The sequence below is a fragment of the Paenibacillus sp. BK720 genome (assembly GCF_011761545.1).
Lineage (GTDB): Bacteria > Bacillota > Bacilli > Paenibacillales > Paenibacillaceae > Pristimantibacillus.
In genome coordinates, this window is sequence record NZ_JAASRQ010000012.1 from 1 (window position 1) to 24,701 (window position 24,701).

A 24,701-nucleotide genomic window follows, 5' to 3' on the forward strand; every position below is an offset into this window, starting at 1 on the left:
CGCCGATGGTACTTGGACCGCAGGGTCCTGGGAGAGTAGGACGTCGCCAAGCAATGAAAGAGCCTGCCGCATTTCGCGGCAGGTTTTTTTGTGTTTATTGTTTTCTAACATTGCCCTAGCTTCTCTTGCTATGCCATAATGTGAATGTTTACAGGCCAATTTGAGAGGAGTCTGGTTATGACCAAGGAAACAAGATTGCTTACGATGGATCAATTCGACGATATGATTGAATTAAGTCAGTTCGCATTTCAATATGAAATTCCGGCTGCTAAGCTGGCAGAATCACGGGAACGCTTTGAGCGCGAGGAAACGGACCGTTGGGGAACTTACATAGACGGTAAGCTTGCGGCCCAACTGGCCATACTTGATTTATATACCTATATCGGAGGCAAGCGATTTGCTATGGGCGGCATTGCGGGCGTATCCACCTGGCCTGAGTATAGGCGTCAAGGCTTAGTTGCTGAGCTGCTGCATCACTCACTCGAAAAGATGAAAGAGAAGGGGCAAACGTTATCTTTTCTCCATCCTTTTTCGATTGGCTTTTACCGCAGGTTTGGCTGGGAGGTATACACGGATCTTAAGACATACCGGATCGATGTGAACCAGCTGCCGGCAAGATCGCCGTACAACGGAACGATCAAACGCGTGGAGCAGAGTTATGAGTTGTTGAATCCAATCTATAAAGCTTATGCCAAGCAGGTGAATGGGGCCTTGGACCGCTCGGCAGCCTGGTGGAATTACAGGATTGCGTCGCGCAAAAAGGGGCAGACCTGTGTCTTCTTTGACAGCGCCGGAGAAGCGCAAGGTTATGTCATTTATGAGGTGAAGAACAGAGAGCTCTTCGTTCACGAATTGGTCGATTTAACCGATGAGGCGCGCCGCGCTATATGGTCGTTCCTTGGTCAGCACGATTCCATGATTGACCGGCTTGAGATTAAGGTCGCTACAGACGACGGGCTTGCTTACTTGCTCCATAATCCTCGGATAAAGCAAGAGATCGAGCCATACTTTATGGCCCGGATTGTGGATGCGGAAGCATTCCTTAAGGAATATCCATTTGAGGCCGGCAACGAAGAATCCTTCTTGTTCAATATTCAGGATGAGCATGCGGCTTGGAACAATGGACAGTTCGAGGTTCGTATCGCCGCCGATGGCACAGCGAATGTACAACGGTTATCGGGAGAGACTAACAAGGCATCCATTCGTACAGGAATCGGATCCTTGGCTGCGATACTGACCGGTTATAAACGTCCGACAGAGCTGCTTCGTTACGGACTCATTCAAGGCGAAAGCCAACTAGCGGAGCAATTGGAGAGAAGAATTCCGCTACGAACAACGTTCCTGCCTGACTTTTTCTAAAGCGCTAACAACGACATTGCCTATAACTGGGTGTAAAAAGGCTTACTTTCCTGCATAAGGGAACCGTTCCACTCATAAACCTAACATCCTTGACAGCCCCTAACCCCTCTGATAATATTGCAATAATATGCGTGAGAGGTATCAAAATTAAGGGAGGAACTTACTCGTGTGGGAAACGAAATTCGCCAAAGAAGGCCTGACATTCGATGATGTACTGCTCGTACCGCGGAAATCTGTTGTGTTGCCTCGTGAATCGGACGTATCTACAAAACTTAGCGAAGGCATCAAGCTGAACATTCCGCTGATCAGCGCAGGGATGGACACTGTTACGGAGTCTGCTTTGGCGATTGCTATAGCTCGTGAGGGCGGAGTCGGCATTATTCATAAAAATATGTCGGTTGCTCAGCAGGCAGAAGAAGTTGATCGTGTTAAACGTTCGGAGAGCGGCGTTATTACAAATCCATTCTCGTTGACACCTGATCATCACGTTTATGATGCTGAAGAACTGATGGGCAAATACCGTATTTCCGGTGTGCCGATCGTAGACAACGAACAGAAGCTGGTTGGTATTTTGACAAACCGTGACCTGCGTTTCGTTCATGATTACTCGATTAAAATCAACGAAGTGATGACTCGTACGGATCTTGTAACGGCACCTGTCGGAACAACTTTGCAAGAAGCAGAAGGCCTTCTGCAAAAGCATAAGATCGAGAAGCTTCCTCTCGTTGACGAGAACAATACGCTTAAAGGTCTCATTACCATTAAAGACATTGAAAAAGCAATTCAATTCCCTAATGCGGCGAAAGACAAGCATGGTCGTCTGCTTTGCGGAGCTGCAGTTGGTATCGGTAAAGACACGGCTGACCGCGCAGATGCACTCGTACAAGCTGGTATCGACGTATTGGTTGTTGACTCGGCGCATGGTCATCATATTAACATTATTGAAGCGGTTCGCAAGCTGCGTGCTAAGTATCCGGATCTTACGATCATCGCGGGTAACGTAGCAACGGGCGAAGCAACTCGTGACTTGATTGAAGCAGGCGCATCCGTTGTTAAAGTGGGCATCGGTCCTGGCTCGATTTGTACGACACGTGTTATCGCCGGTATTGGCGTACCGCAAATTACAGCTATCTACGATTGTGCTACTGTGGCTCGGGAATATAATGTACCTGTCATTGCAGACGGCGGCATCAAATATTCCGGCGACATTACAAAAGCAATTGCCGCAGGCGCAAGCGCGATCATGATCGGCAGCTTGTTCGCGGGTACAGCTGAAAGCCCGGGCGAAACGGAAATTTTCCAAGGCCGGAGCTTTAAAGTATACCGCGGCATGGGCTCGCTTGGCGCTATGAAAGAAGGCAGTAAGGACCGTTACTTCCAAGAGAACGAGAGCAAGCTTGTTCCGGAAGGTATTGAAGGACGCGTTCCGTTCAAAGGTCCTCTTGCCGATACCGTTCATCAACTGCTTGGCGGACTTCGTTCCGGCATGGGCTATTGCGGCACTAAAAATCTGGATGAACTGCGCAACGATACGCAATTCATCCGGATTACAGGCTCCGGTCTTCGCGAGAGCCATCCGCATGACGTTCAAATTACAAAAGAAGCTCCAAACTACTCGCTGTAATAACCCGACCACGGGAAAAAGCAGACAAGGACTTAGCGACTATACGGCTAGGTCTCTTGTCTGCTTTTTTGATATGGCTGTTTACGCTTGCTAGATAAGATTTTTTTAATCTGCACCATGTAATAGACATAACGGCCAGTCGAAAATACGATTCAACCTCCATAAGACTGAGAAAATGACTCTATTTATGCCAGAAAGTAGAATCCCCCGCATCGGTTTAACTCTACCTATCCCATGTGTTACAATGAAATTCAAACGACTTAGGGATGAAAAGGGGAGAAAACGTTGAAAGTATTGCCGGTAAGATTACGGTCACTAGTAGTAGCATTTGTTGCAGGTTTATTAGCATTATCATTAGGGACGTCCTCGGTGAATGCAGCAGGTACGCCGGGCGGCGAATGGGTGGAAAACTCCCTTGGCCTTGAGTTAAGTTCAGCCATCTTAATCGACGCCGACACGGGCCAGGTTGTATATGAAGTAAATGCGGACGAGCCCCGTCCTCCTGCAAGTATGACCAAGATGATGACCGAATACATCGTTCTTGAGCAAATTAAAAGCAAGGCGCTTAATTGGGACGAAATGATTACGGTCAGCGAAGAAGCTGCCAATACGCCTAAAGACGGTTCGCAGGTCTATCTGGCACAGGGCGAGCAATATAAGGTGAAAGATCTTTATATGGCTATGGCCGTAGGCTCCGCGAATGATGCGACAATCGCTTTGGCTTCCGCTATCGGCGGCAGCGAGCAAGGCTTCGTGGAAAAAATGAATGAAACGGCTCAAAAACTAGGACTTACTTCCGCTCATTATACAAGCGCAACCGGTTTGGCTGATACAACCGTGATTTCGGCGAGAGACCAGGCAAAGCTGGCTCAAATCATTATTAAGAATGATCCGGAATTTCTGGAGTATGCTTCGACGACCGAATACAAATTCCGTCCTCGCGATGACAAACCGATCGTAAATATCAACTGGATGCTTGCTGCCAACAAGAGCAACACTTATCTGAAGGCTTTTGCTTACGACGGCGTTGACGGCATGAAAACGGGCTATATCTCCGCGGCAGGTTATACGTTTACGGGCACAGTGAAACGCGGCGACCAGCGTTATATTAGCGTTGTTATGAACACGAAGTCGAAAGAAGCGCGTTTCAACGAAACGGCGAAGCTGTACAACTACGCTTTCAACTCCTTGGAGAAGAAAACGGTTATTCCGGCTAAATCCGTGGTAGAAAAAGCAGAATCGGTTAAAATTAAAAAAGGTGTGAAAAAATCGGTGCCGATTATTACGGAATCCGATATTTCGCTTATTGTGAAAAAAGGTACGGAGCCGAAGGTCGAGCTTACCGGCTATGAGCTTAAGAAACCGGAGGAGCTTGTTGCTCCGATTAAAGCAGGTCAAGTGGTAGGTACGGCAACGTACAAATATACCGATGAACAAGGCAAAGCGCTGGAGAAATCGGTCAATCTGATTGCCAGCAAAGACGTGAAGAAGGCAAGCTGGTTCGCCTTGATGTTCCGCGGAATCGGAGGCTTCTTCTCCGGTCTGTTCAACGGTATCGTCGATTTGTTCTAATCCGGCGCCCGACATGCTCTAAAGCGTGGCAGCCAAGGCAAATCAAGGGTTGTCGATTAATGGCCCTTCCTGTAAAATAAATGGTTAGAGTAAGCGGCGAGCTTCAACCTAAATAAGTCATTAAGCGCTTAGCCCCCTTAGCGGGGGCTGCGCTCCATTTTAAGGAGGATTTCTAAGCATGGAAACAGGTACTTCGCGCGTAAAACGCGGTATGGCAGAAATGCAAAAAGGCGGCGTCATCATGGACGTTATGAACGCCGAGCAAGCGAAAATTGCGGAAGCAGCAGGCGCAACTGCCGTTATGGCACTGGAACGCGTACCTTCTGACATTCGCGCAGCAGGCGGCGTAGCCCGTATGGCTGACCCTACAATCGTGGAAGAAGTTATGAAAGTGGTATCGATTCCGGTTATGGCGAAAGCCCGTATCGGTCATATCGTGGAAGCACGCGTTCTCGAATCGATGGGCGTTGACTACATCGATGAATCCGAAGTACTGACTCCTGCGGACGAGGTATTCCATATCAGCAAGAACGAATTCACCGTACCTTTCGTATGCGGCGCGAAGGATCTGGGCGAGGCTCTTCGCCGTATCCAGGAAGGCGCGGCTATGCTTCGCACAAAAGGCGAGCCGGGAACAGGCAACATCGTTGAAGCCGTTCGTCACCTTCGCTTGATCAACGGTCAAATCCGCAAAGTACAAAACCTGTCAAAGGACGAGCTGTACAACGAAGCCAAAGTTCTGGGCGTTCCATACGATCTGCTTCTGCAAGTTCATGAGAGCGGCAAGCTGCCGGTCGTTAACTTTGCGGCAGGCGGCGTTGCAACTCCGTCTGACGCGGCACTCATGATGGAGCTGGGCGCTGACGGCGTATTCGTAGGCTCCGGTATCTTCAAATCGGATAGCCCGGAGAAATTCGCTCGCGCAATCGTTGAAGCAACTACGCATTACAAAGACTACAAGCTGATCGCGGAAGTATCCAAAAACCTGGGCACTCCGATGAAAGGCATTGAAATTTCGAAGCTGCAAGCAGCTGAGCGTATGCAGGACCGCGGTCTGTAAGAAGCGGTATCTATAGAAAGGCGTGTAGGCTAATGAAAATTGGTGTACTGGCGCTTCAAGGCGCAGTAGCGGAGCATATACGCAGTTTGGAGGCGGCGGGCGCGGAAGCGGTCGCCGTTAAACGAATTGAAGAGCTTGCTGAGCTCGACGGTATCGTCATTCCAGGCGGCGAAAGCACAACAATCGGCAAGCTGATCCGCAAGTACGACTTCCTCGAGGCTCTTAAGGAGTTCTCGCAGCAAGGCAAGCCGTTATTCGGAACCTGTGCCGGTCTTATTATTCTGGCAAACAAAATTGAAGGTCAAGAGGACGCGCATCTGCAGCTGATGGATATGGTTGTAGCGCGTAACGCCTTTGGCCGCCAGCGTGAAAGCTTCGAGACGGATTTGCCGATTCAAGGAATTGATGAACCGATTCGTGCGGTGTTCATCCGTGCTCCTCTCATTAAAGAAGTTGGCAGCAGCGTTGAGGTATTGTCCGTATACAACGATGAGATTGTAGCCGCAAGACAAGGGCATCTGCTCGCTTGCTCCTTCCATCCAGAGCTTACGGACGATTACCGTCTGCATGCTTATTTTGTCGACATGGTGAAAGAAGCAGCAGCTAAAACAAGTACGAAGTAAAATACTTCGTAAAGCATTAGAGAGGGGTCAACTGTCGTGTTGGACGTGAAATGGCTACGTAACGAATATGAGCAGGTGGAGAAGGCGTTGAAGAACCGTAACGCTTCGCTCGACCTTATTTCCGGTTTTCCGGAGCTGGACGTTAAGCGCCGTGCTCTGCTCGTTGAAACAGATAATTTGAAAACCCGCCGTAATACGGTATCGCAGGAAGTAGCGAAGCTGAAGAAATCCGGCGGCGACGCGGATGCGCTGATTATTGAAATGCGCCAAGTAGGCGACCGGATCAAGGAGCTGGATGAGGAAATCCGCACCGTTGAAGCGCAAGTGGAAGAGCTTATGCTGGCTATCCCGAATCTTCCTCACGAAAGCGTCCCGGTTGGCTCTTCGGAAGAAGATAATGTCGAGATTCGCCGCAACGGCGAGCAAACAACGTTTGACTTCGAGCCGAAGGCTCACTGGGACCTTGCGCAAGATCTGGGTATCCTTGACTTTGAGCGCGCAGGCAAAGTAACGGGCTCGCGTTTTACCTTCTACCGCGGCCTTGGCGCTCGTCTGGAGCGTGCGCTGATCAGCTTCATGATGGACCTGCACAGCGATCAGCACGGTTACGAAGAGGTGCTGCCGCCTTACCTGGTTAACCGCGACAGCCTGATAGGTACGGGTCAGCTGCCGAAGTTCGAAGAGGATCTGTTTAAGATCAGCGATTCGGACTATTTCCTTATTCCGACGGCTGAAGTTCCGGTAACGAACCTTCACCGGGAAGAAATCCTGTCGATCGACGAGCTGCCGAAGTATTTCGTTGCTTACAGCTCATGCTTCCGCTCGGAGGCAGGCGCGGCTGGCCGCGACACGCGTGGTTTGATCCGCCAGCATCAGTTCAATAAAGTCGAGCTGATTAAGCTCGCGAAGCCCGAAGAATCTTACGACGAGCTGGAGAAAATGACGGCGAATGCAGAGAAAGTGCTGCAGCTGCTTGGTCTTCCGTATCGTGTTCTAACGCTCTGTACGGGCGATATGGGCTTTACGGCCGCGAAGACCTACGATCTTGAAGTATGGCTGCCTAGCGCAGGCACATACCGCGAGATTTCGTCCTGCTCCAACGTAGAGGACTTCCAGGCACGCCGCGCAGGCATCCGTTTCCGGCGCGACGTTAAGAGCAAGCCCGAGTTCGTGCATACGCTGAACGGTTCGGGTCTGGCTGTAGGCCGTACGTTTGCAGCTATTCTCGAGAACTACCAGCAAGCCGACGGCACGATTGTGGTACCGGAGGTGCTTCGCCCTTACATGGGCGGCCTGGAAAAAATCGGTCCGCGTTCGTAATTAATTTGCCATGGGTCAAAAATGCAGTTGATTCTGGTTTTTGGCCTGTGGTACAATAACTTTTGTCAGTTCTTTATATGGAGAGGTACCGAAGCGGTCATAACGGGGCGGTCTTGAAAACCGTTAGGGTGCAAGCCCACGTGGGTTCGAGTCCCACCCTCTCCGCCAGTTTTATAAACAGCATACATAACGCACGTCCAAGACTTTTGACTTGGGCGTTTTTTGTTTTTCATCTGGGGATAACTTTAAGATCCGTATTTGTGTACTTGTGAATAAACCCTTGCTGGACCTTATACACAGCGTTGTGAATAAAGGGGAGAATATGTGGATAAGTCTGTGGATAAGATGAAGGCCACCGCCGAATAATTCGAATGGCATTGCCGCATCTTAAAGGTTGTGGAGGTGCTTTTACAAATGGCTAATGATAAGCTTCAAATTGATCAGAATCAGCTTGTAGCCGCATGGCAGCGTACTTTGCCGGAATGGATCAAGGATGCGGACAAATGCGAGGTTCTCGCCGATGAGTCGGATCCTAACGCACTCCGCGTCACGATCATTACGGCAGGACATCAGGCTTACTCCTTTGACTTCAAGGTATGTTATGTGGACAGCCGCGAAGTAAAGGTTGAAGTGGTCGACGTGGCTAAGAATAACGTTTCCATTGATGAACGTACCGATCCGATGCAGCAATTAATCCAGGACTACACTCGTCACCTGCATGAATGCGCGCAAGCCCTTCATCAGCTGACACACGCGTAGGAGGGACCGTCCATGACCAAGGCAAAAGGCTCGCTCGACAAAAACCTGTCGAACGTAATCGACGATCTGGCTAAAACGCCGGTGAACAGCCATCAAGCTCAGCAGCTCAATCAGGATGTGAATGACCGGCGCCATCAGGATGCGCTTAATCATGATCAACCGACAGATTTGCATCATCAGCGCAGTTAACCTTCTATAGGAGGCGTTAAGCAATGAGCAAACCCGATTCTTACCCGGTTCAGCAAGGACAGGAGAACGGCGGCAGACAGCAACGCAGCCGCGGGCAGCAGCAGCAGCCCCTTTCCGGTTCCAAAAAGGTAAAGCAAAGAAATCATGTTCGGCATAATAACCCCGAGGGTTCATGAACTTCATAAATTCGATTGGACAAAACCCGTTCCGGCTAACCGGAACGGGTTTTTGCTGCATTTATCTTCTAAATGGCCAGGCGTTGTTATAGAATGAAGGTATTGTACATAAAGGGGGACGAACCAATTTGAAAATGGTACAGCGGATGGCTTACGTTGCGCTTATTGCCGTTCTACTCGTTATTGCCGGGTGCAGCTCCGGAGACGCACCGCCTAAGCAGGCATTTCAAGATGTCATGAAAAATATGGAAAAGTTGGATAGCTACTCGGCTAAAATGTCTCTTGGTATAGATAATCTTGAATTACCCGCAAGTACGGGACAAAACGGAATCGATATGACTTCGGTTATTACCGCTATGATGAAAGGCGCTAAGCTGGATATTAAGATGGTCTACGCGAAGGAATCTAAGCGTACGGATATGGAGCTGAATCTCCAATTATCCGGAGCAACGATTACAGTCCCGATGATTATGACAGGCGAGAAGCTGTTCCTGAAACTTCCGGCTTTGCCGATGTTGCAGCTTCCGGAATCGGCAGCGAATAAATTCGTGGAGCTGGATTTGAAGGAGCTGGCGCAGCAGCAGGGTACGGCGGCAACAACGCTGGATGCCGCCGCCCAGCAGCAATTGGTACGGGAGCTTGGCGCGGTCGTACTTAAGCATTTCGACGAGAAAACCTATTTCAGCAGCGTGAAGGCCAAGGATGCCGGCGTGCCGGAAGATGTAAAAGCCGAGCAGGTGGTCCGGTTCAAGCTGGATGAGAGCAATTACAAGTCATCCGTTGAGACCATTGTCAACGAAATGGTTCCGGAATTGCTGACGGTGATCGCTTCGAATGAATCCTATCTGCAGGCGCTTCAGAAGTCCAAGGAAGATGTCGAGAAGATGAAGACGGACTGGGAAGCAGATAAGACGGCCAAGATCGATTATTTGAACCAGAACGTGAAAGTTAACGAGTTGTCCGTTACGGGCGCAATCAATGAGGATAAGATGCTGGCGTATCAGGCTGGAAAAGTAAACGTTGAGCTGACGGACAAGGATACCGGCGGTACGACTAAAGTAAATGTTCATTATGACATGACTTACAGCGATTTGAACGGCAACCCGAAATTCCTCTATGAGGTGCCGACGGATGCCGTGAAATTCGAAGATCTGATGAAGCAAATGCAGCTTCCGCTGGGACTGTAATTAATAAGGGATGGTGTTCGTTATGAAAATTGAAGTATGGTCCGATTTTGCTTGTCCGTTTTGTTATATTGGCAAACGCCGCTTGGAGCAGGCGCTTAGCGAATTCGAGCATGGCGATCAGGTAGAGGTGGAATTCAGAAGCTTCGAGCTTGATCCAAACGCTCCTGTCGAGATTGGTTATGACGTATACGATTATTTGTCGAACAAATACGGCATGTCCCGTGAGCAGGCGATTTCCAACAACGTTCAACTGACGCAGCAGGCAAAGACGCTTGGGCTGGATTACCGGTTCGATACAATGATTCTCACCAATACGTTTGACGCGCATCAGCTGACTCATTTCGCAGCCAAGTACGGCAAACGGGAAGAGATGGCAGAGCGCCTGTTCAAAGCTTATTTTACCGATTCCAAGCATCTTGGACGCAAAGAAGTATTAGCCGACCTGGCCGCCGAAATCGGACTGGACCGCGAAGAAGCGCTGAAAGCTCTGGAAGAGGGCACTTACAAGCAGGAAGTACGCTCTAACGAACAGGAAGCCGGACAGCTTGGCGTACGCGGCGTACCATTCTTCGTCATTGACCGCAAATACGCGGTTTCCGGCGCCCAGCCAAGCGAGGTATTCCTGCAGGCGGTATCGAAGGCGTGGGAGGAAAATAAGCCGCTTACCGTTATTGGCGGAGACAGCGGACAGAGCGGAGCGGATGATGCCTGCGTTGACGGGGTTTGCGCTCCCAAATCCGATAAATAACGGAATTTAGCTTGCCGAATTGCAGCAGGGGGTTACTTAGCTTTGAAGAAACTACTCGCCATTATAGCAGTGGCCATTATGATCTATGTCGTACCTCATTTAGACGATTGGCAGGGGCAGCCTTCAACAGAGCCTGCTTCATTAAGCAGCTATACCTTGGAGTTCCCGGCTGACCGATATCCGGAGACGGCAGAGCATATCCGAGAAGCCATGGCTTCGGGGGAATCCAAGGTTTGTACGATTGACCGGGAGAATGCCGAGGAGAACCGCAAGGAATCGCTCAAGGATATTCCGGCCAAAAAGGGCTATGACCGCGATGAATGGCCGATGGCGATGTGCAAGGAAGGCGGAGAAGGTGCCGATATCGCTTATATAGCTCCATCCGACAATCGCGGAGCCGGTGCTTGGGTTAGCAACCAGCTCGATACGTTCCCGGACGGAACCCGGGTGGAATTTATAGTGAAGTAATGAATAGGCCTTTGCAAGCGCGGCTGACGCGTCTGCAAGGGCCTTATTTTATTCGAATGATAAATCAGGGCTGTTGTCCGTCGATATTGGGGCAGGCACGCATATACTATCGGTATCGTTGCCGGAAAGGGGAGCACAGCGGCCAATACGCCCGAATGCCATGCCTCTTTCCACAACATTAATAGGAGGTTGCGAAAGCGATGAGCGCTGCAGACGCAAGAGGCGTCACGATTATTACATCCACCATGCGCCCCCAGCTGATGAATCAAATCTTTCAGAATTATGCCCGTCAGGATTGGAGCAATAAAGAGCTTATTATCATTGTGAATAAGGATAACGCCGGGCTCCAGCCCTATCAGAACAAGGCGAAAGCTTATTCGAATGTAAGAGTCTTCCGGATGCCGGAGAGCTCGAAGCTTGGCGCCTGTCTCAATTACGGGGCTTCGCTCGCCAAACATGACTATATTGCCAAATTCGACGATGATGATTACTACGGCGCCAATTACATTCCTGAAGCGATGTCCATGTTCCAGACCAGCAAGGCGGATATTGTCGGAAAACTGGAGATATATTATTTTTTCCCGCATCGCTCGACCTTAATGCTGCGCAAAAGAAGTGCATCCTGGTATGCTCCGGTCAGCAAGGTTGCCGGTGCGACGATTATGTTCCATAAGCGGGTGCTGGAGAAGGTGTCCTTTAACACCAAAGTCCGCCAGGGCTCGGACGTACGGTTTATTAAAGGAGCGCTGAACCATAAGTTCCGCGTCTATACGACATCGCCCTATAACTTTGCTGCTATGCGAAGAGCGGACCGCAGCTCTCATACGTGGAAAATTACAGACAGGAATCTGCTGAATTCCAAGGGGGCAATCATAACCAGAACCACTCAATATCGGAAGCGTGTAAATCGCAGCATGCAGCAGCTCCATGGAATAGGGCTCCGCAGGCCGAGTACGAACGCGCAATAAAGAGCGGACAGCTAGGCCTCTTGCCTGAGAGGCTTAGCTTGCCCTTGACTGCCGATGTTTGCTACCATAAGGGCAAGTTCACGGAGATAAGTAGGAGAAACCCATGATTACGTATAGAGAAGTCAGCAAAAGCTATAAAGCCGGAAGGCAGTGGGTGGAGGCGGTCAAGCCTACCTCGCTGCATATAGAGAAGGGGCAGATACAAGGGATAATTGGCTTCAGCGGAGCGGGTAAATCCACCTTGCTTCGAATGGCCAATCTGCTCGAGGTGCCAACGGCCGGAGAGGTTTATATAGATGGACAAGAGCTTACGGGGCTAAGCGCGGGAGAGCTGCGGGAGGCTAGACGATCGATTGGAATGATATTTCAGCATTATAATTTGCTTAGCAACGAGACTTGCGCCGCTAACGTGGAATTCGTGCTCAAGACAGCGAAGCTCCCTTCCAGAGAGCGGAAGAGAAGAGTGGAGGAATGCCTTGAGATCGTTGGACTGGCGGATAAATCGAGGCAGTACCCGGCTCAGCTGAGCGGCGGGCAGAAGCAGCGGGTGGCGATCGCCAGGGCTCTTGCGAATAATCCGAAGGTGCTGCTGTGCGATGAGCCTACTTCGGCGCTTGATCCGGTTACGACCTTGTCGATCCTCGAATTCCTGGAGAAAATCAACCGGGAGCTTCAAGTGACGATCATGCTCGTGACGCATGAGATTCAGGTGGCCAAGCGCTTATGCAGCCATATTGCGGTCATGGAGAACGGGCAGATAACGGAACGGCTGGATATGAGTCTTTCCGGGGTTAAGCCGGCAACGCCGCTGGGGCAGTTCTTATTCGATACCGCCGAAGGAGCTTCCTCTTCCCTGTGGCAGAGAGGGGAGGGTTACCGTGGATAGCGTTCTGGCTTTAAAATCGGAGATGATCAGAGCGATCCAGCAGACCTTCACGATGGTCTCCATTTCGGTCGCTGCAGCGGTCGTTATCGGCCTGCCAATCGGCATACTCCTGTTCCTTACGGCACCCGGCCATCTGCGGTCTAACCGCCCGTTATACGGCATTGTCAGTTATGCGGTGAATCTGGTTCGGTCTTTCCCGTTCCTTATATTGCTCGTAGCCCTGATACCATTCTCCAGGATGATCGTGGGAACTGCGATTGGACCGCTTGCAGCTTCCGTATCGTTGTCGGTAGCGGCTATTCCGTTCTACGCGCGGCTGGTGGAGCAAAGCCTGCGGGATGTGCCTAATGGGGTTATTGAAGCTGCAGTAGCCTCCGGAGCGCCGTTGACGCATATCATATGGGGGGTTCTGTTATCCGAAGCCCGCCCGGGACTGGTATCCGGCCTTACGGTAACGATCATCAGCTTTATCTCGTATTCGGCCGCGGCGGGTACCGTCGGGGGCGGAGGCATCGGAGATTTGGCGATACGCTATGGGTATCAGCGGTTTGATACCGAGGTTATGGCGGCGTGTATCGTGATTCTGGTTATTCTCGTTCAGCTTGTCCAATGGACAGGCAGCTTCGCTGCCTCCCGGCTGGACAAGCGCAAATAATTAGCCGTTCAAGTAACGCTCGTGGATAATCGAGAGATGATTCCGCTCATGTCCATACATGATGTATGCGATTGCGCGAGCGGTTAATTGCGACTTGTTGGCAAATCCGGAGCGGGCGAAAGCTTCCGCCGGCAGCTGCCTGAGCAGAATGATCGTTGCTTGGCGCACGGCATTATAATTCTCGAGAAGATCCGCAACGGTGAGCGCGCTGAACGGGTTGCCTTCCATGTAAGCGTCTTGGTCGAAGCCCGGAAGCGGGGTTTGGTCGCCTCTTGCAATGCGGAGCAGACGATAGCTCATAATGCGCTCCGTATCCGTCACGTGACCCAATACTTCTTTTAGCGACCACTTGCCTTCGCCATAGCGGTAATCCGCTTGTTCTGCGGATAAGGCGGCGTAGATGCGATTTGTTTCCGCCTGCTGTTCTTCTAATAAAGCAATTAAATTCCCTTCGGGTACAAGGCCGATGTAACGAGTGAAAAACTCGTTGTATTCGCCTGCTTGCGGACGTTCGAGCATGAATGGCACCTCCTTAGAATTAATTGGAGTATACCGCCTGCGGTGGTGGTTTTCAATAGAAAAGAGGAGCCCTTTTACAGGCCCCTCCTCCGACGGTGTGTTGTTTGAATGAGACTTTACATATCACACTTCACGTATCGATCACTCGGGCACGGCTTACTCACGAACCGTTAGGGCGGAACGTGTTAAGCACGCGGTTGGATGTACTCTGCGGCACAACCCCTCGCTTCCATCGTTATAAGTGGCTAGTTAAGATCCCTCAGCAGTTCTTGCACCGAATAGGCCAATGGAACCACACCTCACTTACACCGTCACAAGTATTATGGTCGGGTCGGGCGATTGTTATGCGCGACGTGTAAAGAAATTGTAAATCCGTTAGTCCGAATCCCTTAATGCCAATCCGCAATTGGCGCATGCTCTATCCGACTTATGAACGAGATGTCCGCAGCCCGGGCAATTCTCATGCTCCTCACCGCCTGCGGTCTGTGGCTGTTCGACCGTTTTGCCGACCAGATGATCCCGGATTTCCTGAATGTTTCTGGCCATCGCTGAATTGTCGATAGCGCTTTGAATAACTTCGTGCAGGATCCAGTAGGCGAGAAGTCCGGCTAGAAAAATACCAAGAATGATGATGACGATCATGTTAAACCTCCATGGCATTGACTTGGTTAAAATTTACAACCAGTATACCATGGGTTAGATAAAGGGTTAATCCGGAACCCCGATATAGTCCGAATTTCAGCAGCCAGATAAGCTCCTCGTCCATAAACCCGTATTCATCGGGAATGCCGAGACAAATCCTTTTAGACATATTTTACTGCGAAATCCAGCTTTGACAACGGTGAATGAGGACGATTTGACGCGCGGCTATGGGGAGATCTATACTCTACTCGTATGTTAAAGGCTCATTTGAAACGGAGGCATTACTATGCGGATTGCAGATGGTATTGAGATGTTGGAGCTTGATTTGGGGCCGATGACAGTCTGTCCGACGGTTATATACGACAAGGATGAATGGGTGCTGGTCGATACTGGCATGCCGGGTTCGGCCTCAATCATTATAGAGCTTGCCAAGCAGGCGGGCATCGGCGAACGGAAATTGAATACGATCCTTCTGACTCATCAGGATCTTGATCACATCGGGGGGCTTCCGGGCTTTAAAGCGGACAATCCTGAGCTTGTCGTCTACGCCCATGAGGATGATCGGGCCGTTATCGACGGCAGGAAGCCGATGCTTAAGGCATCGCCGGAAAGAATAGCGGGTCTGCTTGGGGCGCTGCCTGAAACTGCCCGCAGCCAGTTTGAAGCGACTTTCATACATCCAACAGGCGCAAACGTAAACCGGTCAATGGCGGATGGAGAAAATCTGCCGTTTGCCGGCGGGATTACGGTTATCCACACGCCGGGCCATACGCCGGGTCATGTGAGCCTCTATCATCGGCCAAGCAAGACGTTGATCGCAGGCGATGCGATGGTTGTGGAGAACGGACAATTGAATGGCCCTAGAGAAGCGGTAACGCCTGATATGGCAACCGCGCTTCAGTCGCTGAAGAAGCTCCAGGATTTCGAGATCGAAACGGTCATCTGCTATCATGGCGGAGTGTTTAAAGGCGATGTACGGAACCGTATCGCCGCGTTGACGGAAGGTTTATAAAAAGCAAATAAAAAGCAAATAAAGAGCGCGCAAGCTCATCAGGGCCATTTGCGCGCTTTTTATTATGTCTACGCGTTAGCTGGATTTTGAGAATATTCTGTAGTTTATGTGTCCGGAAGAAGTTTACGAGATAATGCTGCACTCCCAGGCAGTATTGATCAGACTGTCGAGGAAATTCTAAAAAACGGCGGAAAGGCTTACGCATGTCGTTGCGATCATACCAGTGACGAGGATACGCAAGCTTTGATCGAGAGAATCCGAAAGGAGCAAGGGCGACTCCATATCCTTGTGAATAACGTTTGGGGACTGCATGACTTGGAAGTAAATTTACAACCCAAACCATTCTGGGAATATCCACTGAATATGTGGGATGCGATGTTTCAAAGCGGAGTACGGGCACATATAGCGACAAACCATTACGCGATACCGCTTATGTTGGAGTCTGATTCCGGTTTGATCGTCCATACCACCTTCCGGGATCAGGATAAGTATTTGGGAACTTTCTATTACGACCTGGCCAAGAATACGACTAACCGATTAGTGTTTGGATTAGCTCACGATTTCAAAAACGCCAAGATAACGGTGGTGGCTGTCTCCCCTGGATGGATGAGAACAGAACTTGTATTAAAGAATTTCAATACAGACGAAGATCATTGGAAGGAGGTTGAGGCTCTAGAGCATACGGAGTCCCCGTATTATATTGGGCGTGCTGTGACCGCCTTGGCAGGGGATGAAAATGTGCAGCTTAAAAACGGAACGGTGCTTCAAGTTGGCGATCTTGCACAGGAATACGGCTTCACGGATATCGATGGACGATTCATTCCCCCTTTTCGAATATAAATGAGCTATAGAAAGCTCCAAAGACAAAAAATAAAACCCTTGATGATCAAGGGTTTTTCGGCATTTTGTTATGGCGCGCCACGGCGGGATTCGAACCCGCGACGCACAGTTTAGGAAACTGTCGCTCTATCCTGCTGAGCTACGGGCGCGCAGTAAGGTTTATTTTAGCATGGGTGGCTTGGAACTTGCAACGCCCCCGTCTCGTCTTTATTGAAGAATTTCCTATCAACAAATATATGAACGAGTATGAAACATCTAGACGACTCCCACAAAAGATGGTAATTTAGTACTGTTGGTCCAATTCGTGTCGAATCGTGCCTGAAAATTGTGTTTTCTTGTCGACAGGTTTTTACAAACAGTAAAATGAAGAAAGCGTATAATAATTTTATACTTACATCAATGAATCTAAGGAGCGTGCCCCAAAGCGATTATGGACAAAACAGATCTGCTTATACAATTGCAATCGCTGCGGCTGAAGCTTCATGAAGTAGCGGAGGCACGCGGTAGCTTGACCGACCCCGATGTCCTTGCGATCAGCGAAGAAGCTGATCAATTGATTGTTGCTTTGCAATATATTCAGCGTAACGAAGTTGCTTGTTCTTCCGCGCGCAGAAGCGAGTAGCTATTTCCGCCTGCTTCTTAGGTTTCTGAAGAAATTCGTCAACAGTTCGGCGCATTCCGCTTGAAGAATGCCGCTTGTTAATTCTGTTTCATGATTGAAGCGGGGTTCCTGGAGCAGGTTCATTAACGTGCCCGCACAGCCTGCTTTAGGATCGCCCGTTCCGTATACGACCCGTTTCACCCTGGACTGGACTATGGCGCCTGCGCACATCGGACAAGGCTCAAGTGTGACGTACAGCGTACAGTCCAAGAGCCGCCAAGCACCAAGCCGCTCACAAGCTTCTCGAATAGCGACCATTTCGGCATGCGCAGTCGGATCATGGTTAGTCTCCCGCAAGTTATAACCCCTTCCGACAACTTCCCCATTTTTCACAAGGATGGCACCGATCGGTACCTCGCCTATTTGTTCGGCTTTTTTGGCTTCCTCTATGGCGAGCTGCATCCAGGCCTGATCTTCTTGTTCTCGAATCATATTACCCTCCAACTTACGATAAAATCGAATAAAGTAGCATTTATTCATCGAACAGATATTCCGTTGTTAACATGTAGTGGATAAAATTGTGGATAACTATACGAATGTCCACAAAACTACACACAAACTATTCTATGGGCATGTGGATTAGTTGTTGATAATGTCAATAACTTGTGGATAACTAAGATGCCCGATTAAAGGATGTGCATAGCCAGTGTCTTTTAAAGCCAAGTTCTCCATCTACATATTTATGATCGTTCTGGCGATGTTTATCCTTATCGTTATTTTGGACCAATATGCCTCGCTTCGCAATATGAATCAGGATATGGAGGAAGTGATGGAGCAGGCTTCCGCCAAGCTCTCGGAGTCTTTTGGCCAGCATCCGGGCTGGATCTCCAAGACAGCCGCTCTAAGAGACGATCCGGAGTTTGAACCCAATGAGATGCAGTCGCTATTAAAGAAGCTTTACCCGGAGCTGGAGGAAGTAACCGTATTCCGTCCTGATGCTGGCGGAAGCATGTCCGACGATAAGGTATTGTTTGGCACGTATGCCTTCCGGGACGAGGCAAAGGACATGGTTTATGCCGTGGAGGCAGCCGAGAAGGGCTTCCAGGTGCGCGAAGTGAATTTAAACGGCAAAGAGTATATCAAGAGCTATTACAGCGACGCCACCCTTGCGCCCTACGTGATAGGCATGGTGTACGACTGCGAGGAATATAACCAGATTATGAGAATGAAGCGGATGGATGCCATTATGTATGCCGGCATTATCCTGCTGTTCGTGCTTATTAGCAGTTATCTGCTTGCCGGGTTTATGCTGAGGCCGCTAAACGCGATATTGTGGAAGGTGAACGAAGTATCGTTGGGGCGCTTCCAGACGGCTATTAAAGTTAGAGGCAAAGACGAGTTCGGTCTGCTGGCGCTGAAGATTAACGCCATGTCCCAGAACCTGAGCATTTATATGGAGAAGCTCCGCCAGGCGTTTGAGGATAACAGGCAGATGAAGGAATATTTGCAGTCCTTTATCGACCATACAAGCGATGCGATTCACGTGGTGGATTTGCAGGGGAAGTTCATTCAGGTGAACAAAGCCTTTGAGCAGCTGTTCGGGTATACCTCGGAGGAGGTCTTTGGCGCGGAAATCGAGCTGGTACCCGACACGCATAGGGGAGAAATGCGCCTGATTATCAATTCCTTGCAGGAGGGAAAGGTGCTGCCTGCCCAGGAGACGATCCGGGTGACCAAAAACGGCGAGATTATTCCCGTCAGCGTAACCATATCCCCTATACGGGACACGGAGGGGGTCATTCAGGCTTACGCGAGCATTACCCGCGATATGAGGAGCCGCAACCGGATGGAAGAGCTGCTGCGCCGTTCTGAGAAGCTTACGACGGTCGGGCAGCTCGCGGCGGGGGTTGCGCACGAGATCCGCAATCCGCTAACTACGCTGCGTGGTTTCCTGCAGCTTCAACAGCATACGGGCAAGATGAACCTGGAGCATACCGGACTGATGCTCTCGGAGCTGGACCGGATCAATCTAATCGTCGGAGAATTTCTGATTTTGGCAAAGCCGCAGGCGACTAGATTCGCGACAAAGGACGTCCGGGACGTCTTCCGCAGCGTGTTGTCGCTGATCGATAGCGAGGGGCATTTGCATAACGTGACCTTTACGACCTCTTTTACCGAAGCGCCATGCCTTGTATCCTGTGAAGAGAATCAGTTGAAGCAGGTTTTCATCAATCTGCTCAAGAACGGGATCGAAGCGATGCCGTCCGGAGGAAGAATACATACCCATATCGCTTCGAAGAACGGCCAGATTACGATCTCCATTACGGATGAAGGAATCGGAATACCGGAGGATATGATTCCGAAGATCGGCAACCCGTTTTTCACCGGCAAGGAAAGCGGCACGGGGCTCGGCATGATGATCAGCCAGCGGATTATCCACAGCCATCAGGGGCTGATGGAAATCAAGAGCCAGGTGAATGTCGGAACAACGATTATCATCACGCTGCCTGCTTTGAAAGAAGGGAGCACGAACGGTATACTAGTAGAAGGTTTGGATAAACAAAGATCAAATGTCGGCTGAGGAGGAGTAATCCGTCAATGGATAACATTGCAGGTACCAGTACTTACAGCTGCTTGATTGCGGGAGCTACGGGACTTGTCGGATCGGCTCTGCTGGAGCAGCTGCTGAACGATCCGGCCTGTCATTCCATTACGGTATTAGCCAGGCGGCCGATCGGCCATATAGAGATGGAGCCGGAAGCGAGGTGCAAGCTGCACGTCATTATCGCGGATTTCGACCGGATGTGGGAAGCGCTTGACGATGTGACGGTTGATCTCGTGTACTGCACGCTGGGGACTACGATAAAGACGGCGGGCTCCCAGGAAGCGTTCCGCAGGGTGGATTACGACTATCCGCTTGCCTTGGCGGAGTGGGGACAGCATACGGGAGCGCGTCATTTTCTGGTCATTACGGCGATGGGGGCCTCATCCTCCTCTGCTTTTTTCTATAACCGGGTAAAAGGCGAGCTGGAGGAGCAGCTGGCGTTGATTCCGCTGGAATCGGTCCGGATCTTCAGGCCGTCCCTGCTGCTTGGTCCGCGTCAGTCGTTCCGTCTTGGAGAAACGATTGGCGCGGCCGTGTCGAAGGCAGTACAATGGGGAATGGTAGGCTCGCTTCGGCCATACCGTCCGATCGCGGGCGAAGCTGTCGCCAAAGCGATGCGGATAGCAGCGAAGCAAGCCATGACGGAGCAAGCCATGGAGAAGCGGGCGGAAGGACAGCCTGCCGTCCATACGTATTCCTCCGATCGCATAGCGGAAATGGCAGCACAGACTACGGGGTGAACTTTTGTGCGTATTAATAAGTTTATAAGCGAGACCGGATATTGCTCGCGGCGTGAGGCGGATAAGCTGGTCGACAGCGGACGCGTCACGATTAACGGAGCGAAGGCTGAGCTCGGCAGCCAAGCGGAGCTTGGCGATGATGTACGAATAGACGGAAAACGGATCGGCGAGCAGAAGCATCATGTTTATATCGCGCTGAACAAGCCGGTGGGCATAACGAGCACGACCGAGCTGCATATCCGCGGCAATATTGTCGATTTTGTCGGCCATAAAGAGCGGATCTTTCCGATCGGCCGGTTGGACAAGGATTCCGAAGGACTGATTCTGCTTACCAATGACGGCGACGTGGTTAATCCGATTCTCCGCTCGGAAGGCAAGCATGAGAAGGAGTATATCGTAACGGTTGACCGTCCGGTTACGGCAGAGTTTGTCAAAGGAATGTCGAGCGGGGTTCGGATCCTGGGCAGCATGACGCTGCCATGCCAGGTAACCCGGGTGGGGGACCGGGTCTTCCGGATTGTTCTGACCGAAGGGAAGAACCGGCAGATCCGCCGGATGTGCGAGGCATTTGGTTACCATGTTCGGAAGCTTCAGCGCATCCGCATTATGAATATTCATCTCGGGCAATTGCCAACGGGCAAATGGCGGGATTTGACGGAAGCGGAAAAAACGGAGCTGTTCGGTTCCCTGAATTATCGCCCGTCGTAAGGCAGGCCTTTAAAGAAAACTCCCCTGATTCCTATATCAGGGGAGTTTTCTTTAAAGGCCTGCAATAGAAACGCGGTCGTCTATCAGCGAATGGCTTCGATCGACGTATTCTTACTGCTTCGGCGTTGCGGGAATTTGCCCGGTATTGCTCGAATCGACATATTTGCGAATGATCGATACTTCAACCCGGCGGTTCTTCGCGCGTCCGGCCGTCGTATCGTTGGAGGCTACCGGACGATACTCGCCGTAGCCGATGGCGCTGAACCGTTCAGGCTTCAGCTTGGCATTCTCCAGAAGCACGTCCATAAACCGGATCGCCCTTGAGGAGCTCAGATCCCAGTTGGACTTGAAGTTCTGCGTCCGGATCGGCTGGTTATCCGTATGGCCGGATACGACAATCTCATAGCCGGTATAAGGCTCCAGCATCTTGGAGATATTGGCTGCCAGCTCCTTCGATTCCGTCTTGAGAGCATCACTGCCGGATGCAAACAAGGCATTGTCGCTGATCGTAATCATCAGCTGCGATTGATTCAGCTTTGTCTCAAGTTCCGAGGACAAGCCATTTTTCTTGATATATTGGTCCAGCTGCTTCTTCAGCTTCTCCAAGTCTTCCTGTTCCTTTTTGATCAATTCTTGAAGATTGGATTCCGGATCCTCGCGCTGGTCCTTGCTGGTCTTCTTCTCGTCCTCGATTTGCTGCTGTGGCTGCTCGCCCGACTTGATAACCGAAGGATTGTCCAGAATACCGGCTCCCGAATTAAAGGCAGCGCTGAAAGCCTCGCTCATCCGTTCGAACTTTCTGGCATCCGTGGAGCTTGCCGCATACAATACGATAAACAACGCGAGAAGCAGGGTCAGCAGATCGGCATAGGGAATAAGCCATGATTCGTCAATATGATCATCGTGATCGTCATGCTTACGCTTTTTCACCGGCGCCAGCCTCCTTCTCCCTCATAGCCGCCCGTTCCGTCGGGGTGAGGAATACAGACAGCTTCTGGTTAATCGCGATCGTGGATACACCGGATTGAATCGATAGCAGGCCTTCTACCATCATCAGGCGAAGCTGTACTTCCTTCTTGGACAATCGCTTCAGCTTATTCGCAAGCGGATGCCACAGCACGTAACCGGTAAAGATACCGAGCAGCGTTGCGATAAAGGCGCCCGCAATGGAATGGGCAAGGGTCTCCATATCGTCCATGTGGCCAAGCGCGCCGATCAGACCCACTACGGCACCAAGCACGCCCAGCGTTGGAGCGTAGGTACCGGCCTGCGTGAAGATCAGGGCACCTGCTTTATGGCGGTCCTCCGTTGCGGAAATATCTTCGAGCAGGACGTCACGGACGAAATCCTGGTCATTTCCGTCGATAATCATGCGCATGCCGTTGCGGAGGAAGGTATCTTCAATGTCCTCGACCTTGGCTTCCAGGGCAAGAAGACCTTCGCGGCGGGTAATCGAAGCCCATTCCATAAAGCTCTCGATCAGCTGCTCGCGGGGCATCAGCGGCTGCTCCTTGAAGGCGATCTTGAACAGCTTGCCGACCTTGGAAAGCTCCGACATCGGGAAGGCGATCATAACCGAAGCAATGGTCCCGAGGACGATAATCATATAAGCGGCGGGATTTAACAGATTGCTAAGAGCGGCACCCTTCAGCGTCATGCCAACCAGTACCGCTACGAGTCCTAATATAATACCGATAATTGTAGAATTTTTCATCATGCACCCCGTCCAGTACGTTTTCGACAAATCTCTAGTTCTTATATCGACAAGTTATCGTACGGAAATTAGACTTTCGGAAATGATTTAAGAGAGAGGGCGTTAATTTTCGTGAAAATGCGGTAAAATGAGTATAGAAGATAATTATGGTAAAGGTGGTTGACCTATAATGGGAGTTAGACATGCAAGAGAGTATGCAGATATATTGAAGGAACTGACGGAAGCGGTAAGCGAGGTAGAAGGCAGCTACGCGTTCTTCGAGATGGAAGAGGAAGAATGGGCGGCGCTTGGGGCGGACGACCGGCATGAAGTCATGGAGGCGCTTGCCGACGATGTGTTCTTCGGGCTTGGCGAGCAGCCGGTAATCGAGGTTGGCAGAGGGGCGATTACGTATCATCCGAAGCATCATGTCATCGAAGTGTCGCAGGGAGACAACGTGACCCGCATGATTCGGTTGACATAAAGGCAGCAAAGGGAGAGCGTGAGCGTGACGAACGATTGCTTATCGAATACGACGTTACCGCAGACGCTGCAGCTGGATGGCGAGCAGCTGTCTGCCTTTTATCAGCCGATCATCGCGCTTGATACAAGAAAAATAGTGGGCTACGAGGTGCTGGGGAGAGCCTGCAAGGACGATGCGGTCCGCAGTCTGGGACCGTTCTTCTGCGATGCCGCCGTACCGACCCAGGATCATATCGCGGTTGACCGGATTTTGCGTGAACAGGCTTTTCGGAAAATAGGCGCAACCCCGCAGCCTCCGATGCTGTTTATTAATTTGAAGCCGAACTGGATGCACCGCGGTGTGCAATCGGGGGAGCTGTATACCTTGTCTCTGCTGGATAAATACAAGGTTGATCCCCGCAGAGTAGTCATAGAGATAACGGAAGAAAGCTTTAATGGCGAGATCGAGGAGCTGCGCGAAATTATCGATTTGTACCGATCCAAGGGCTGCCTGATTGCCATTGACGATGTTGGCAGCGGCTTTAGCGGCATGGACCGGATTGCGCTGATTCAGCCGAACATTCTGAAAATCGACATTCATATGCTGAAGCGGAGCGCGAGCCATGACGGCTATCTGGGTACGCTCCGTTCCCTCTCCGCGCTGGCCGATCAGCTTGGGGCTTCGCTGCTGGCCGAAGGCGTGGAGACCAAACAGGATTTGGCGAGAGCGATCCAGGCCGGCGCCCGGTACGTACAGGGCTTTCTGCTTGCAAAGGCCGAGCCGGATTTCGACGAGCCGTCCCGTTTTTCGGCCCTTTTGGAGGAAGAACTGGAAGCGCACCGGCAGCTGCAGCTCTATTCGGAGAGCTACTGGCGTTATTTGTCGGACAGGCTGTCCGGCAAGATCGACCGGATTGGTCATCTCGAGGAGCTGGAGGAAGAGGATAACGAGTGGGCTGTCCGTCTGCTGCAGGAGTTGGAGAACAACAGCATCCGCGTCTACCTTTGCCGGGAAGACGGCATTCAGATTTCCTCCAACTATTCCAGGCGCGAAGACGGAAGCTGGCAGCGGGAGGACGAATACTGCGGGGCCAACTGGAGCTGGCGTCCGTATTTCGTTCCGAATGTCGTTCAATTAAGCGAGAATCGCCGCACCATGGTTTCCCGCGCCTATACCGACCTGAATTCAAGGGCTTGGATCCGGACGGTATCGGTACTGGTGAAGCCCGGCATTATTTTGTTCGTTGATATGAAGGATCCCGAGCCTGATTATTACCGGTTATAG

The 24,701-nt window shown here is 50.9% G+C and carries 29 protein-coding genes and 2 tRNA genes; 24 read left to right on the forward strand and 7 right to left on the reverse strand.

Annotated elements, in window-relative coordinates; all coding sequences use genetic code 11:
* Nucleotides 1-177: 177 nt before the first annotated feature.
* The 16 genes from FHT67_RS28510 (at nucleotide 178) to FHT67_RS28585 (ending at nucleotide 13,594) form a co-directional block, all read left to right on the forward strand.
* Entirely contained in the window at nucleotides 178-1,359 is a 1,182-nt protein-coding gene (locus FHT67_RS28510) for a GNAT family N-acetyltransferase (protein WP_167202046.1), read from the forward strand.
* A gap of 166 nt (nucleotides 1,360-1,525) precedes the next feature.
* Nucleotides 1,526-2,983 (forward strand): IMP dehydrogenase, encoded by a 1,458-nt coding sequence (gene guaB, locus FHT67_RS28515; RefSeq protein WP_132312688.1) that lies wholly within the window; start codon nucleotides 1,526-1,528, stop codon nucleotides 2,981-2,983.
* Nucleotides 2,984-3,352: 369 nt separating this feature from the next.
* Nucleotides 3,353-4,555: a D-alanyl-D-alanine carboxypeptidase family protein gene (locus FHT67_RS28520; RefSeq protein WP_347880137.1), complete on the forward strand. Its 1,203-nt coding sequence runs from the start codon at nucleotides 3,353-3,355 to the stop codon at nucleotides 4,553-4,555.
* A 178-nt stretch (nucleotides 4,556-4,733) separates the two neighbouring features.
* Complete coding sequence (gene pdxS, locus FHT67_RS28525; protein ID WP_127497766.1) at nucleotides 4,734-5,615, forward strand: pyridoxal 5'-phosphate synthase lyase subunit PdxS; 882 nt, start codon at nucleotides 4,734-4,736, stop codon at nucleotides 5,613-5,615.
* A gap of 32 nt (nucleotides 5,616-5,647) precedes the next feature.
* Nucleotides 5,648-6,238 (forward strand): pyridoxal 5'-phosphate synthase glutaminase subunit PdxT, encoded by a 591-nt coding sequence (pdxT, locus tag FHT67_RS28530; RefSeq protein WP_132312684.1) that lies wholly within the window; start codon nucleotides 5,648-5,650, stop codon nucleotides 6,236-6,238.
* 36 nt (nucleotides 6,239-6,274) lie between these two features.
* The gene (gene serS / locus FHT67_RS28535) at nucleotides 6,275-7,558 is read left to right on the forward strand and encodes a serine--tRNA ligase (RefSeq protein ID WP_167202048.1); all 1,284 of its coding nucleotides are present in this window, start codon (nucleotides 6,275-6,277) and stop codon (nucleotides 7,556-7,558) included.
* Between the two features lie 79 nt (nucleotides 7,559-7,637).
* A tRNA-Ser gene (locus FHT67_RS28540) sits at nucleotides 7,638-7,726 on the forward strand.
* 246 nt (nucleotides 7,727-7,972) lie between these two features.
* Complete coding sequence (locus FHT67_RS28545) at nucleotides 7,973-8,317, forward strand: hypothetical protein (protein WP_167202049.1); 345 nt, start codon at nucleotides 7,973-7,975, stop codon at nucleotides 8,315-8,317.
* Between the two features lie 12 nt (nucleotides 8,318-8,329).
* Entirely contained in the window at nucleotides 8,330-8,506 is a 177-nt protein-coding gene (locus FHT67_RS28550; protein WP_165930826.1) for a hypothetical protein, read from the forward strand.
* A 23-nt stretch (nucleotides 8,507-8,529) separates the two neighbouring features.
* Nucleotides 8,530-8,682 carry a small acid-soluble spore protein P gene (locus tag FHT67_RS28555; protein ID WP_167202050.1) on the forward strand — a complete coding sequence of 51 codons (153 nt, stop codon included), beginning with the start codon at nucleotides 8,530-8,532 and terminating at the stop codon, nucleotides 8,680-8,682.
* 128 nt (nucleotides 8,683-8,810) lie between these two features.
* Entirely contained in the window at nucleotides 8,811-9,869 is a 1,059-nt protein-coding gene (locus FHT67_RS28560; protein ID WP_167202051.1) for a hypothetical protein, read from the forward strand.
* A 22-nt stretch (nucleotides 9,870-9,891) separates the two neighbouring features.
* Nucleotides 9,892-10,617: a DsbA family oxidoreductase gene (locus tag FHT67_RS28565; RefSeq protein ID WP_132312674.1), complete on the forward strand. Its 726-nt coding sequence runs from the start codon at nucleotides 9,892-9,894 to the stop codon at nucleotides 10,615-10,617.
* 42 nt (nucleotides 10,618-10,659) lie between these two features.
* Complete coding sequence (locus FHT67_RS28570; protein WP_279591614.1) at nucleotides 10,660-11,085, forward strand: NucA/NucB deoxyribonuclease domain-containing protein; 426 nt, start codon at nucleotides 10,660-10,662, stop codon at nucleotides 11,083-11,085.
* A 200-nt stretch (nucleotides 11,086-11,285) separates the two neighbouring features.
* On the forward strand, nucleotides 11,286-12,053 hold the full coding sequence (locus FHT67_RS28575) for a glycosyltransferase family 2 protein (protein ID WP_167202052.1): 768 nt from the start codon (nucleotides 11,286-11,288) through the stop codon (nucleotides 12,051-12,053).
* Nucleotides 12,054-12,156: 103 nt separating this feature from the next.
* Nucleotides 12,157-12,939: a methionine ABC transporter ATP-binding protein gene (locus tag FHT67_RS28580; RefSeq protein WP_167202053.1), complete on the forward strand. Its 783-nt coding sequence runs from the start codon at nucleotides 12,157-12,159 to the stop codon at nucleotides 12,937-12,939.
* A gap of 22 nt (nucleotides 12,940-12,961) precedes the next feature.
* Nucleotides 12,962-13,594 carry a methionine ABC transporter permease gene (locus FHT67_RS28585; protein ID WP_132312712.1) on the forward strand — a complete coding sequence of 211 codons (633 nt, stop codon included), beginning with the start codon at nucleotides 12,962-12,964 and terminating at the stop codon, nucleotides 13,592-13,594.
* Here FHT67_RS28585 and FHT67_RS28590 read toward each other — a convergent pair whose 3' ends face one another.
* The 3 genes from FHT67_RS28590 to FHT67_RS30245 form a co-directional block, all read right to left on the reverse strand.
* The gene (locus tag FHT67_RS28590; protein WP_132312666.1) at nucleotides 13,595-14,113 is read right to left on the reverse strand and encodes a DinB family protein; all 519 of its coding nucleotides are present in this window, start codon (nucleotides 14,111-14,113) and stop codon (nucleotides 13,595-13,597) included.
* Between the two features lie 375 nt (nucleotides 14,114-14,488).
* Nucleotides 14,489-14,755 (reverse strand): zinc ribbon domain-containing protein, encoded by a 267-nt coding sequence (locus FHT67_RS28595; protein WP_167202054.1) that lies wholly within the window; start codon nucleotides 14,753-14,755, stop codon nucleotides 14,489-14,491.
* A 1-nt stretch (nucleotide 14,756) separates the two neighbouring features.
* Nucleotides 14,757-14,924 carry a hypothetical protein gene (locus FHT67_RS30245; RefSeq protein WP_243867538.1) on the reverse strand — a complete coding sequence of 56 codons (168 nt, stop codon included), beginning with the start codon at nucleotides 14,922-14,924 and terminating at the stop codon, nucleotides 14,757-14,759.
* A gap of 117 nt (nucleotides 14,925-15,041) precedes the next feature.
* Between FHT67_RS30245 and FHT67_RS28605 the strand changes: the two genes are divergently transcribed.
* Together FHT67_RS28605 and FHT67_RS28610 are read left to right on the forward strand one after the other, a co-directional pair.
* Complete coding sequence (locus FHT67_RS28605; RefSeq protein ID WP_167202055.1) at nucleotides 15,042-15,767, forward strand: MBL fold metallo-hydrolase; 726 nt, start codon at nucleotides 15,042-15,044, stop codon at nucleotides 15,765-15,767.
* A gap of 108 nt (nucleotides 15,768-15,875) precedes the next feature.
* Nucleotides 15,876-16,607 (forward strand): SDR family oxidoreductase, encoded by a 732-nt coding sequence (locus FHT67_RS28610; RefSeq protein WP_167202056.1) that lies wholly within the window; start codon nucleotides 15,876-15,878, stop codon nucleotides 16,605-16,607.
* Between the two features lie 71 nt (nucleotides 16,608-16,678).
* On the opposite strand, the gene FHT67_RS28615 is transcribed toward FHT67_RS28610, so the two are convergent.
* Nucleotides 16,679-16,756 (reverse strand) — tRNA-Arg (locus FHT67_RS28615).
* A gap of 281 nt (nucleotides 16,757-17,037) precedes the next feature.
* On the opposite strand from FHT67_RS28615, the gene FHT67_RS28620 reads away from it, so the two are divergent.
* A complete protein-coding gene (locus tag FHT67_RS28620) occupies nucleotides 17,038-17,229 on the forward strand; it encodes an aspartyl-phosphate phosphatase Spo0E family protein (RefSeq protein WP_091190862.1) in 192 nt (63 codons plus the stop codon).
* Here FHT67_RS28620 and tadA read toward each other — a convergent pair whose 3' ends face one another.
* Nucleotides 17,230-17,700 (reverse strand): tRNA adenosine(34) deaminase TadA, encoded by a 471-nt coding sequence (gene tadA, locus FHT67_RS28625; RefSeq protein WP_132312511.1) that lies wholly within the window; start codon nucleotides 17,698-17,700, stop codon nucleotides 17,230-17,232.
* Nucleotides 17,701-17,914: 214 nt separating this feature from the next.
* On the opposite strand from tadA, the gene FHT67_RS28630 reads away from it, so the two are divergent.
* Genes FHT67_RS28630 through rluF form a run of 3 tightly spaced genes read left to right on the forward strand, consistent with a single transcriptional unit; the run spans nucleotide 17,915 to nucleotide 21,261 of the window.
* The gene (locus FHT67_RS28630; RefSeq protein ID WP_167202057.1) at nucleotides 17,915-19,789 is read left to right on the forward strand and encodes a PAS domain S-box protein; all 1,875 of its coding nucleotides are present in this window, start codon (nucleotides 17,915-17,917) and stop codon (nucleotides 19,787-19,789) included.
* Between the two features lie 17 nt (nucleotides 19,790-19,806).
* Entirely contained in the window at nucleotides 19,807-20,553 is a 747-nt protein-coding gene (locus FHT67_RS28635; protein ID WP_167202058.1) for an NAD-dependent epimerase/dehydratase family protein, read from the forward strand.
* Between the two features lie 6 nt (nucleotides 20,554-20,559).
* Nucleotides 20,560-21,261, forward strand: a complete 702-nt coding sequence (gene rluF / locus FHT67_RS28640; RefSeq protein WP_132312504.1) for a 23S rRNA pseudouridine(2604) synthase RluF — start codon at nucleotides 20,560-20,562, stop codon at nucleotides 21,259-21,261.
* Nucleotides 21,262-21,372: 111 nt separating this feature from the next.
* On the opposite strand, the gene motB is transcribed toward rluF, so the two are convergent.
* Nucleotides 21,373-22,191 (reverse strand): flagellar motor protein MotB, encoded by an 819-nt coding sequence (gene motB / locus FHT67_RS28645; RefSeq protein WP_132312501.1) that lies wholly within the window; start codon nucleotides 22,189-22,191, stop codon nucleotides 21,373-21,375.
* A complete protein-coding gene (gene motA / locus FHT67_RS28650; protein WP_132312498.1) occupies nucleotides 22,178-22,975 on the reverse strand; it encodes a flagellar motor stator protein MotA in 798 nt (265 codons plus the stop codon). Before motA ends, motB begins: the two co-directional genes overlap by 14 nt.
* A gap of 169 nt (nucleotides 22,976-23,144) precedes the next feature.
* On the opposite strand from motA, the gene FHT67_RS28655 reads away from it, so the two are divergent.
* Both FHT67_RS28655 and FHT67_RS28660 read left to right on the forward strand, forming a co-directional pair.
* Nucleotides 23,145-23,438 (forward strand): hypothetical protein, encoded by a 294-nt coding sequence (locus FHT67_RS28655; RefSeq protein WP_132312495.1) that lies wholly within the window; start codon nucleotides 23,145-23,147, stop codon nucleotides 23,436-23,438.
* Nucleotides 23,439-23,462: 24 nt separating this feature from the next.
* Nucleotides 23,463-24,701 (forward strand): EAL domain-containing protein, encoded by a 1,239-nt coding sequence (locus FHT67_RS28660; RefSeq protein ID WP_167202059.1) that lies wholly within the window; start codon nucleotides 23,463-23,465, stop codon nucleotides 24,699-24,701.